Raw genomic sequence first — 11207 nt, forward strand, 5'->3', positions numbered from 1 at the left:
TGGCAGCTTTGCCATATATCGTCAAGATCATGCCATCCTCTGCCAATCCGCGCCCTGCCAACCCTCTTGTCGTTGCCGTTGCCTATGACGGGCTGTGCACGTTCGAGTTTGGCGTGGCGGTTGAGATCTTCGCCTTGCCCCGGCCGGAAATGGGTGAGGATTGGTACCGTTTTGCCGTTGCCGGGATCGATGGCGGTGAAATGCGCGCGCTGGGCGGCGTGCGTATTGTTGCCGACGGCGGGATCGATCTGATCGGCCAGGCCGGCACGGTGATCGTACCGGGATGGCGCGGAACGGAGGCGCCGGTGCCGCCGGCGCTGATCGTGGCGCTGCGGAAGGCGAGCGAGCGCGGCGCTCGCATTCTTTCGATCTGTTCGGGCGTGTTCGTGCTTGCGGCGGCCGGCCTGCTTGCGGGCAAAAGAGCGACGACGCATTGGCGCTATAGCGAGAAGCTGACGGAGCTCTACCCTGATATCACCGTGGTTCCGGATGTCCTGTACATTGACGAAGGAAATGTCCTGACATCGGCCGGGAGTGCCGCGGGTATCGACCTTTGCCTGCATCTGGTGCGGCGCGACTTCGGCACCAAGGCGGCAAATATGGTGGCACGGCGTCTGGTGGTGCCGCCGCATCGCGACGGCGGTCAGGCGCAGTATGTCGAGAGTTCCGTTCCCGAGCCACATGAGCGCAGCCGGCTTGGACCGTTGATCGACAGGATGCGCGCCGATATTGCCGCCGACTATCCCGTCGCCATCTTGGCCGAGCTTGCCGGTATGAGCGAGCGGACGTTCCTGCGCCGGTTCGCGGCCGCAACCGGCGTCACGCCGGCGCGCTGGCTGCTGTCGGAACGGCTTTCGCGGGCGCGCACGCTGCTGGAAGACACCGCCATGCCGATCGAACGGATTGCCGAGACTGCCGGCTTTGGCGCGGCAGGCACGCTGCGGCATCATTTTCGTCAGCAGTTCGCCACGACGCCCGTCGCGTACCGTGCGCGGTTCGGGAACACGGCCAGGTCGGCTTGAGTCACGCGTCCCTCATAGCGGCCACGCGGCCTGATGATGCTGCCGCTAATGATCTGTTCGACCATATGCGCGGCCCAGCCGACACTGCGTCCGAGCGCAAACAGCTGGAACGGTGCATCGCGCGGCAAGCCAAGGCCGCGCGTTAGTGCGGCCAGGGCGAAGTCGATGTTGGGCTGGGCACCGACCGCCGCCATGGCGGCTTTTTGCAGCTGTTGCAGCGTCTCGTCGACAGGGATGACTTCCAGAAGTGCGGTGGCACGGGGATCGCCGTCGGGATAGAGCGGATGGCCGAACGCCGGCAAGGGCCGATCATGGCCGAGCCAGCGCCGGATCGCCGCATCCGCGCCGTGGGCTGCTGCATCTTCAGCCAGTTGCATCACCGCTTCGCCGGCGCCACCGTGGCGCGGGCCGGACAGCGTTGCCAGGCCGGCCAGCAGGCATGCGGCAGGCGAGGCGCCTGTGGACGCTGCGACGCGGGCGGCGAAGGTCGATGCGTTGAGTTCATGATCGGCGAGCAGGACGAGGGCGCAGCGGATCGCTTCCGCGCCGGCATCATCCACCGACCAGCCCTGCGCCAGGCGCTTATGGACGGGCGCTGTGCCGGCTTCAGCGCCCAGCGACTGCGCCAGCGCTCCGACTGTGCGCGCGGCCTCGGTGCACAGCGAGGCGGCGCTGCGTCCTAGCGAAGGCCGCCCGTGGCCTGCAAGCATGGCAAGCTGCGCAAAGGCCGAGGCGCGGCCGACTGGATGAGGCGCTTCAGATGACGGAGCTTTGAAAGCCACCGGTTCAGGCGAGGCCCAGAGCACAGCAGCGGTTTCCTCCAGCGTCGCCGCTTTGGAGAGCGCAACGGCGTCTTGCCCTCGATAGATCAGTCGACCGTGCAGCACAGTCGAAATCGCGGTGACAATCGAGGGTTCGCCCCAGGCGATCGCACTCTCGGCGATGGCCGAGGGACTGCGGCCCCGCGCCCGGCGGGTCGCCAATGCCGCGATGTCGTCGGCGCGGTACTGGCTGCGGCGCGGGTCGCTCTCATCCGGCCGCATGCCGATGCGGCCACGGCTGACATAGGCGTAGAGTGTCTGCGGCCGGACCTTGAGCCTTTCCAGCGCCTCTTCCCGCGACAGCCATTCGGACATTTTCAGCCCATACATTGATTATATTGATCAAGATTGATCGAGGCGCAGCCCAACCCTTATCTCCCATGCAGAAAAGCTGCAAGGAGATGAGATATGGCGAACGGGCTCGATGATGTGGTGGCGGCGGAGACCGTGCTCTCCGATGTCGATGGCCTTGGCGGCCGCCTGACGATCCGCGGTCATTCGCTGCCGGAATTGGCGGGACGCTGGCGCTATGCGCAAGTGGTTCGCCTGTTGCTCGACGGCTTCTTCGACGGCCTTCCCGGCGATGCCGAACTGGCAGCGAGGCTGGGCAAGGCTCGCGTCGAGGTGTTCGAGCGGCTTGCGCCCTCGCCGCCGCTGCTCGCACCGCTTGAGATCTATAGCGCCATGCGCGCCGGCATGGCGCTGCTGCCGGATGGCGAGACGCTGACGGACGCCTTGCGGCTGATCGCGGCGCCCGCCGTGCTGACGCCGGCTCTGCTGCGGCTGGCGCGCGGCGAGCAGCCGACCGCACCTGACGCTAAGGCCGATCATGCCGCCGACATGCTGAGGATGCTCGAGGGATCCGTCCCGTCGCCGGCGCTGGCAAGGGCACTCGACACCTATCTGGTGACCGTGTGCGATCACGGCCTCAACGCCTCGACCTTCGCCACCCGCGTCGTCGCATCGACGCTGGCCGGGCTGACATCGTCGGTGCTGGCCGGGCTCGGCGCGCTCAAGGGGCCGCTGCACGGCGGCGCGCCCGGCCCGGTGATCGAGATGCTCGATGCAATCCAGGCGCATGGCGACGCGGCCGGTTGGCTGCGCGAGAAGGTCGCGCATGGCGAGCGCATCATGGGTTTCGGCCACCGTATCTACCGCGTGCGCGATCCGCGCGCCGATGTACTGAAAGCCGTCGTGCGGCAGCTCGGCAGCGAAGGCGAAACCGGCCGCCGGCTGGCCTTCGCCGAACAGGTCGAGCAGACGGCGCTCGAAGTGCTGCGGATCGCCAAGCCGCAGCGCTCGCTGCAGACCAATGTCGAGTTCTACACAGCGCTTGTGCTTGAGGCGGCTGGCTTTCCGCCACAGACGTTCAGCAATGTCTTTGCCGCCGGACGTGTCGCCGGCTGGATCGCGCATGCGCGCGAACAGCAGACGACGGGGCGGCTGATCCGGCCGCAGTCGCGCTATATCGGGCCGGTGCCGGACCTCGTGGCCTGAGGTTCCAAGTTCAGATTGTTGCGAAGAGGACCCCACCCTAGCTTGCCGGGGCGAGCCACGGGTCTCGCCCGTCCTTCGGACCCCCACAAGGGGGAGGGCAGCTGGCGCGCGCCGCCGAAACGTCGGTGGTTTGCTGAGATCAGCGTCTACCAAGTCTCCCTCCCCCTTGTGGGGAGGGATCAAGGGTGGGGGTATTCGTAGGGCGAAGACCTCGGCGTGGAGGGCCATTCCCCATGACCAAAATTTCATGTGATCACGCGACCGTGTTCGTGTTCTTGCCTTGGTCATCCCTTATATGCTGCACTGCAATATAAGTCCGCTGCAGTCGAACCCTCCCGACTCCCGGGCGGGATGAGGCAGCAGTGACCAAACCGAACAGGAACGCCATGACCAAAAACGGCAAGGCGGAGGAAACGAAGAAGATCAACATCGCGCTGCAGGGCGGCGGCTCGCACGGGGCTTTCTCCTGGGGTGTACTCGACCGGCTGCTGGAGGATGGCAGGCTCGACATTTCAGCCGTGTCCGGCACCAGCGCCGGCGCGATGAATGCGGTGGCGCTGGCCGATGGTTTTGTGCGCGGCGGCGTCGAGGGTGCACGGCAAAAGCTCGACGATTTCTGGCGCGCGGTGGCGGCCAAGGGCCGCTTCAGCCCAGTGCAGCGCATGCCGTGGGACGTCGCCTGGGGCAACTGGTCGATCGAGAACACGCCCGGATATTTCTTCTTCGACACCATGTCCCGAGTGTTTTCGCCCTATGTCGCCAATCCGCTGGGCTTGAACCCGCTGCGCGACGTGGTCGAGCAGGAGATCGATTTCAAAAATGTTCACGCCTGCAAGTCGATGGAGCTGTTCATTTCGGCGACCAATGTCGAGACCGGCCAGCTGCGCGTCTTTTCCGATGGCGAGATCGACCTCGACACGGTGATGGCCTCGGCCTGCCTGCCACAATTGTTCCGCGCCGTCGAGATCAAGGGCGTGCCCTATTGGGATGGCGGCTATGGCGGCAATCCGGCGCTGTTCCCGTTCTTCAAGACGGCGGCGACCGAGGATGTGCTTTTGGTGCAGATCAATCCGGTGGTGCGCGAAGGCACGCCGAGAAGCGCCAACGAAATCCAGAACCGCATCGACGAGATCACCTTCAATGCCGGGCTGCTGAACGAATTCCGCTCGATCGCCTTCGTCAAGGAGCTGATCGCCGCCGGCCGGCTGCCGCGCGGCGAATACCGCGACATCCGCATGCACCGCATCGATGCCGACGAGGCGTTCAAGGATCTGTCGGCGTCATCCAAGGTCAACGCCGAATGGGCTTTTTTGACCTATTTGCGCGACCTTGGCCGCATAGCGGCGAGCGACTGGCTGGAGGAGAATTACGACGCCGTCGGCAAGCGGCCGACGCTCGATCTTTCCGGCGAACTCGATGACGGCTTCAAACCGGTGCGCGGGCCGGCACCGGGACGGCGGGTGAAGGAATTTCTCGCCGCCCGCAAGAAGCCGGAGGCGGAACGCCGGCGGGCCTGAGTTTTTCGGGCAGCGCCGGCGGCTTTCCCGATGCGGCGCAACTTCTGCGTGTGACGGTATACAAAATCATACTGACGCCTACTGCCATTCAAGTCGCGACGACGCAGGGCGCGCCCACATTTGAGCGTCAAAAACTAGTGCGGGCACAGGGGATGTCAGTGCCCAAAACGCCTTGAAAACAAAGCGCCTCCAACATCCGTATGGTTCCGAGACTGTGGTTCCGCCGCCTGACGGGGCGCCGATAAAACCGTTTCCGTTGGCCACACTACGCCTGCCTTGCGCAATGCCCCTGCAACTTTTCGACTGTATTGCGATGCAACTTTGATGTAGAAGCGCGGCTTCGCCGTTCACGGCAAATTGAACACGGCCTGGCGCGCACCCATATCGGCGACGCGCCCGAGTTGGAAGACACGGTAGCTGTTAGACGACGGACTCCTGTTGGATAACGACTTGGCCGAACCCCGCAGTGGAAAAACAATGATGCCGAAGATCAGGTTTCACAAGCTTGCCGCTATTGTCGTGCTCATCGGCTTCGCCGCCTGGATGGGAACAGGCGCGTTTTCGTCCGTCGGCAGCGCCGCTGTCGAAGGCGCAGCCAAGCCGGGCGACCAGGCCAAGCCGGGCGATCAGGCCAAGGCACCGGATGCAACCAAGACCGCCGAGGCCGAACCGAAGGCGCCGCTGCGCACCGTCGCGGTGGTGACGCCGCAGCGCAAGACCTATGCCCGCGCCATCCGCATTTCCGGGCTGACCGAGGCCGACAAGCGCGCCGTGCTGGCGACGCGTGTCGCCGGCGTCATCGAAAAGCTGCCGGTCAAGCAGGGCGATCACGTCAAGACCGGCGATCTGGTGCTGATGCTTGCGGCGGAAGAAAAGATCTCGATGGTCGACAATGCCAAGCAGCTCGTCGTGCAGCGCCAGGCTGAACTCGACGCATCGCTGCGGCTCATGAAGACCGGCAATCTGCCCAAGCTGCAGCTCGACACGGCGCGTTCGAACCTGACCGCTGCGCAGTCGCAGCTGGAAACGGCGCAGGCCGAGCTCGACCGCAATCTGGTCAAGGCGCCCTTCGACGGCGTCATCGACCGGGTGCCGGTGGAGCTCGGCAGTTCCGTCATGCAGGGCGGCGAGGTGGCAACCATCCTCAAGCTCGATCCGGTGATTGCGCGCGGCGAAGTCAGCGAACGCGACCTCGGCTATCTCAAGCTCGGCGACAAGGCCACTGTCCGGCTGGTCAGCGGCCAGACCGTCGAAGGCACGGTGCGCTACATCAGCCGCGACGCCTCGTCGGCGACCCGAACCTTCCGCGTCGAGATCGCCGTCCCCAATGCCGATGGCTCGGTGCCGGCCGGCATGACGGCAGAGATTGCGCTCAGCGCGCAGCCGACCGATGCCGTCATGTTGCCGCGCTCCGTGGTGACGCTAGGCGACAAGGGCGATCTTGGCATCCGTGCCGTCGACAAGGACAACAAGGTGGTGTTCTTCCCGATCGACCTCGTTGACGACTCGCCGAAGGGCCTGGTGCTTGGCGGCATTCCAGCCGATGCCCGCGTCATCGTCGCCGGCCAGGAACTCGTCAAGGAAGGCGACGTCGTCAAGCCGGTCGAGGCCGACCAGGCGACCATCCAGAAACTGTTGGGCGAAGCGACAACGCAGTAGCGCCGGAGCGGCCTTCGGCCGGGGACAGCCGGGGCGGGGACAACCGGCGGCAATGCGGCTCCTGAAATCTTGAGAACAGGCGTTAGCCATGGATATCGTCAAACTCGCGATCAACAATGCCCGGCTGACCATTGCGGTGCTGGTCTTCCTGCTGCTGGCGGGCTGGGTCGCCTATCAGTCGACGCCGAAGGAAGCGGAACCCGACGTTCCGATTCCGATGATGTATGTCAGCCTGATCTATCAGGGCATTTCGCCTGAGGATTCCGAGCGCCTTCTGCTGCGGCCGATGGAAAGCAAGCTGAAGAGCCTCAAGGGCCTCAAGGAAATGCGCTCGGCCGCCTTCCAGGGCGGCGGCTATGTGCTGGTCGAGTTCCAGCCGCAGACCAACCTGGCGACAGCACTTCAGGACACGCGCTCCAAGGTGCAGGACGGCAAGGCCGACCTGCCGCAGGCGGCCGAAGAGCCTGTCGTCACCGAGGTCAACATCTCCGAATTCCCGGTGCTGGTGGTGACGCTGTCGGGCGAATTGCCCGAGCGCGTGCTGACGGCCGCCGCGCGCGAATTGCGCGACCGCATCGAAGAAGTGCCTGGCGTTCTCGAAGGCTCGCTGCAGGGCGCGCGCGACGATCTTGTCGAGGTCGTCATCGACCCGATGAAACTGTCGTCCTACGGGCTGCAGCTCGACCAGCTGATCGGCGCCGTCGGCGCTTCCAACAGCCTGGTCGCCGCCGGCAACATCGAGGGTTCGGAAGGCAAATACGCGGTCAAGGTGCCGTCGCTGATCGAGACACCCGAGGATGTCGCGTCCTTGCCGGTGGTCGCCGGCCCCAATGCCGTCGTGCAGGCGAAGGACATCGCCACGGTGCGTTCGACCTTCGCCGACGCCGAGACCATCACCCGCCTCAACGGTAAGCCGGCCATCGCCATCGAAGTCAAGAAGCGCATCGGCGCCAACCTGATCGACACGCTGGCCAAGGTGCGGGAAGTGTCCGACGCCTACGTCAAGACCATGCCGGAAGGCATGAACATCACCTACACGCAGGACAAGTCTGTCTTCGTCAACCAGCTGCTGGGCGACCTGCAGAACCACGTGATGATCGCCGTCATCCTGGTGTTCATCGTCATCCTCTATGCGCTGTCCGGCCGCGCCTCGCTGCTGATCGGGCTTGCCATTCCGTCATCGTTCCTGATCGGCATCCTGCTCTTGGCGATGATGGGCTACACGATCAACATGATCGTGCTGTTCAGCCTTATCCTGGCGGTCGGCATGCTGGTCGACGACGCCATCATCGTCACCGAGTTCGCCGAGCGGCGCATGGGCGAAGGCATGCCGAAGGAGGAAGCCTTCACGCTGGCGGCCAAGCGCATGGCGGGCCCCGTCATCGCGGCCACAATGACGCGCATCGCGGCGTTTTCGCCGCTGCTGTTCTGGCCCGGCATCATCGGCGACTTCATGAAATACATGCCGATCACGCTGATCGTCACGCTGTCGGCCTCGATGCTTTATGCGCTGGTGTTCGCGCCGACGCTGGGCGCGCTTTTCGCCAAGGCGCCGGAGCATCACGAGGAACAAAATCGCGACGGCTGGTACATGGCGCTGGTCAAGCAGGCGGTGCGCTTCCCCATCACCGTGCTGGTGCTTACCGCCGTGCTTTTGACCGGCGTTGGCTTCGCCTATTCCAAATACGGCGCCGGCGTCGAGTTCTTCCCCAGCGTCGAGCCCGATTACGGCCTGCTCTATGTGCACGCCCGCGGCAATCTCTCGCTGGCCGAAATGGATACGGCGACCAGGATCGCCGAAAACCGGCTGCTCGGCTGGCCCGGCGTCAAATCGGTCTACACCCGCGTCGGCAAGACGCAGGGCGGCGGACAGGACGTGCCGGAGGACGTCGTCGGCGTCATCCAGTATGAGTTCATCGACTGGCGCGAGCGCAAATCGGCCAACCATATCCTGGACGAGTTGCGAACAGTGATGGCCGGCATTCCCGGCGTCGATGTCGAAGTGCGCGTGCCGGAGGCCGGTCCTCCCACAGGCAAGGCGGTGCAGCTGCGGCTTTCGGCCATCGATCCAAAAGGGCTTGACGACCAGGCCCGTGCGGTCGCGGCGCGCATCGCCAAGGTGCCCGGCGTCATCGACGTTTCCGACGGCCTGCCGCCGCCCGGCGTCGACTGGGCGCTCGAGGTCGACCGCGCCAAGGCGGCGCAGTACGGCATCAGCCCGACCGCGGTCGGCACCGTGGTGCAGTTGGTGACCAACGGCCTGAAGCTGTCGGAATACCGGCCGGCCGGCGCCGACGATGCCGTCGACATCAGGCTGCGCCTGCCCGAAGACCGGCGCACGCTGTCGACGCTCGATGAGCTCAGGGTGCAGACCGCGCAAGGCTCGGTGCCGATCTCCAACTTCGTCGTGCGCAAGCCGGAGCCGACCGTCGGCATCCTCAACCGCATCGATGGCGCCCGCACCGTGGTCGTCCAGGCCAACGTCGCCGCCGGCACGCAGGTCGCGGCGGTGCAGGCGGAGGTGACCAAGGCGGTCACCGACATGAAGCTCGACAACGGCATACGCTGGAAGCTGGCGGGGTCGAACGAGGACAGCGCCGAAGCCAGCGCCTTCCTCGGCAAAGCCTTCGGTGCGGCGATCTTCCTGATCTTCTTGGTGCTCTTGATGCAGTTCAACAAGTTCACCAGCGTGCTTCTGGTGCTGTCCTGCGTGGTCATGGCGACGATCGGTGTGTTCCTGGGGCTGCTGCTGACCGGCGAAGCCTTCGGCATCGTCATGTCGGGCATCGGCGTCATCGCGCTGGCCGGCGTGGTGGTGAACAACAACATCGTGCTCATCGACACCTATGACCGGCTGCGCGAAGAGGGCTGGGACAAGATGGAGGCGGTGCTGCAGACCTGCCGCGAACGTGCCCGCCCGGTCGTGCTGACGGCGGTCTCGGCCATCCTCGGCGTGCTGCCGATCGCCTTTGGCCTCGGCCTTGAAATCTTCCATCACGAGACGACGATCAACGCGCCGTCGACGCAATGGTGGATTTCGCTGTCCTCGGCCATCGTCTTCGGCCTGTCGTTCGCCACGCTGCTGACGCTGGTGGTGACGCCGTCGATGCTGATGATCTTCACGCGCAGCAAGAACAGCCGCTTCTATGCCTTCTTCCGCCGGCTGTTCGGCCGCGAAAAGAAAAGGGATGCGTCCACAGGGCCGACGCCGGGTCCGCTCGATGAGCCGGCAATCGCCTTCCCGAAAGCCGCGGAATAGCTGCATTCGACCAGTCAGACGAAAGGCCGTCCGGAACAACCGGGCGGCCTGTTGCATTGTCCCCTCGTATCCGACCAGCAAGGCGAGGGACTCTTAATGACCGTCAGCACCATCCTCATCATCGTTCTAGTCCTGATCCTGATCGGCGCCGTACCGGCCTGGCCACACTCGCGCTCCTGGGGTTATGGGCCATCGGGCATCGTCGGCATTGTGCTGGTGGTGCTGCTGATCCTGATGCTGATGGGCAGGGTTTGATCGGGGCAAGAGACCTCTGCGATCAGCGTTTCCTCGCCCGATGAAGTGCTTGCAATAGGCATACGGCGGCGCCCGCCCCCACTCCGGCCGCTGCGCGGCCACCTCTCCCCCATGTCCATGGGGGTGAGGAAATGCCAAGCTTTTCAAGGCCACGACCTCGGCGGTTAGCATTTCCTCTCCCCCACGAATGTGGGGGTAGAGGTGGCTCGGCGAAGCCGAGACGGAGTGGGGNTTTCCTCTCCCCCACGAATGTGGGGGTAGAGGTGGCTCGGCGAAGCCGAGACGGAGTGGGGGAGCTCCATATGCGATTGGCCCGAGATCGAGATGACGAGCACACGCTGTGCCCCCCTTGGCCACCCCGCTCCCTTGCGTATACGCTGCCCGCACAACAATCACCGAGGGAGCCATCAAGGTGAACACCGCCAACCCGCCAAGGCCTCTCGCCGAGATCGCCAGCTATCACGCCCACATCTACTATGACGGGCAAGCCGAGCGGCAGCACGCCGAATGGCTGCGCCTGCGCATCGGCGAACGCTTCCGCGTGCGCCTGGGCAACTGGCGCGACGAGCCGGTCGGCCCGCACGAACAGGCCATGTACCAGGTCTCCTTCGCCACCGAGATTTTCGCCACGCTGGTCCCCTGGCTGATGCTGAACCACGGCGGCCTCAGCATCCTCATCCACCCCAACACCACCAACCCCAAGCGCGACCATCTGGTCGATCCGATCTGGATCGGGCGGCCGCTGGGGGTTCATGGCGAGGTGCTGGGTGAAGAGGATGAAGCGGAAGAGGCGCTGGAGGTGAACACGGAGCCGACGCTGGGGGCGTAGGGAGGCGTTCTGCAAAGTAGAGACTTGGCCTTGGAGACGCGTTCGCCAGTAGCCTAGCTGAGGCATGCATGACAGGCCGCTTTGCGCCTCAAGCCGTATCCTATGCCTTCATCATTGCTTCGTCGAAGGTGCCGAACCAGCGCGGGGCCGTTGGAGCGATGGACCATCAATTGATGGCAAGGGAGAGTTCTCCTTGGTCGCCGGTACGCCGAGGCGGGGTCGCCGAATAGGCAAAGATTGCAATAGAGGAGGCAGCCGGCACTCGTTCCCGCAGGGTCGGGCGCACCCGTTCGTACGGAGCAACTGGCGCTCCGCACGAGGGACAGGGCAACTCACTGGTGACTGGGT

Annotated in this window: 8 protein-coding genes; 7 read left to right on the forward strand and 1 reads right to left on the reverse strand. The window is 64.8% G+C overall.

Going from position 1 to position 11207, the window contains the following annotated elements; translation table 11 throughout:
* Positions 1-8 precede the first annotated feature (8 nt).
* On the forward strand, positions 9-1022 hold the full coding sequence (gene ftrA / locus X771_RS136605) for a transcriptional regulator FtrA (RefSeq protein WP_023690505.1): 1014 nt from the start codon (positions 9-11) through the stop codon (positions 1020-1022).
* On the opposite strand, the gene X771_RS136600 is transcribed toward ftrA, so the two are convergent.
* Entirely contained in the window at positions 956-2158 is a 1203-nt protein-coding gene (locus tag X771_RS136600) for a citrate synthase (protein WP_050587509.1), read from the reverse strand. The genes ftrA and X771_RS136600 overlap by 67 nt on opposite strands.
* Before the next feature lie 93 nt (positions 2159-2251).
* On the opposite strand from X771_RS136600, the gene X771_RS136595 reads away from it, so the two are divergent.
* The 6 genes from X771_RS136595 (at position 2252) to X771_RS136575 (ending at position 10859) form a co-directional block, all read left to right on the forward strand.
* Complete coding sequence (locus X771_RS136595; protein ID WP_023690507.1) at positions 2252-3340, forward strand: citrate synthase/methylcitrate synthase; 1089 nt, start codon at positions 2252-2254, stop codon at positions 3338-3340.
* Between the two features lie 386 nt (positions 3341-3726).
* Entirely contained in the window at positions 3727-4857 is a 1131-nt protein-coding gene (locus X771_RS136590) for a patatin-like phospholipase family protein (RefSeq protein WP_023685822.1), read from the forward strand.
* A gap of 480 nt (positions 4858-5337) precedes the next feature.
* Positions 5338-6516 carry an efflux RND transporter periplasmic adaptor subunit gene (locus X771_RS136585; RefSeq protein ID WP_031203357.1) on the forward strand — a complete coding sequence of 393 codons (1179 nt, stop codon included), beginning with the start codon at positions 5338-5340 and terminating at the stop codon, positions 6514-6516.
* 88 nt (positions 6517-6604) lie between these two features.
* Positions 6605-9775, forward strand: a complete 3171-nt coding sequence (locus tag X771_RS136580) for an efflux RND transporter permease subunit (protein WP_023690509.1) — start codon at positions 6605-6607, stop codon at positions 9773-9775.
* Between the two features lie 96 nt (positions 9776-9871).
* Positions 9872-10030, forward strand: coding sequence for a DUF3309 family protein (locus X771_RS1000000167655; protein ID WP_023690510.1), 159 nt, complete (start codon positions 9872-9874; stop codon positions 10028-10030).
* Between the two features lie 412 nt (positions 10031-10442).
* On the forward strand, positions 10443-10859 hold the full coding sequence (locus tag X771_RS136575; protein WP_023690511.1) for a DOPA 4,5-dioxygenase family protein: 417 nt from the start codon (positions 10443-10445) through the stop codon (positions 10857-10859).
* The last annotated feature ends 348 nt before the right edge of the window (positions 10860-11207 follow it).

It is taken from the genome of Mesorhizobium sp. LSJC269B00 (assembly GCF_000502815.1).
Classification (GTDB): domain Bacteria; phylum Pseudomonadota; class Alphaproteobacteria; order Rhizobiales; family Rhizobiaceae; genus Mesorhizobium.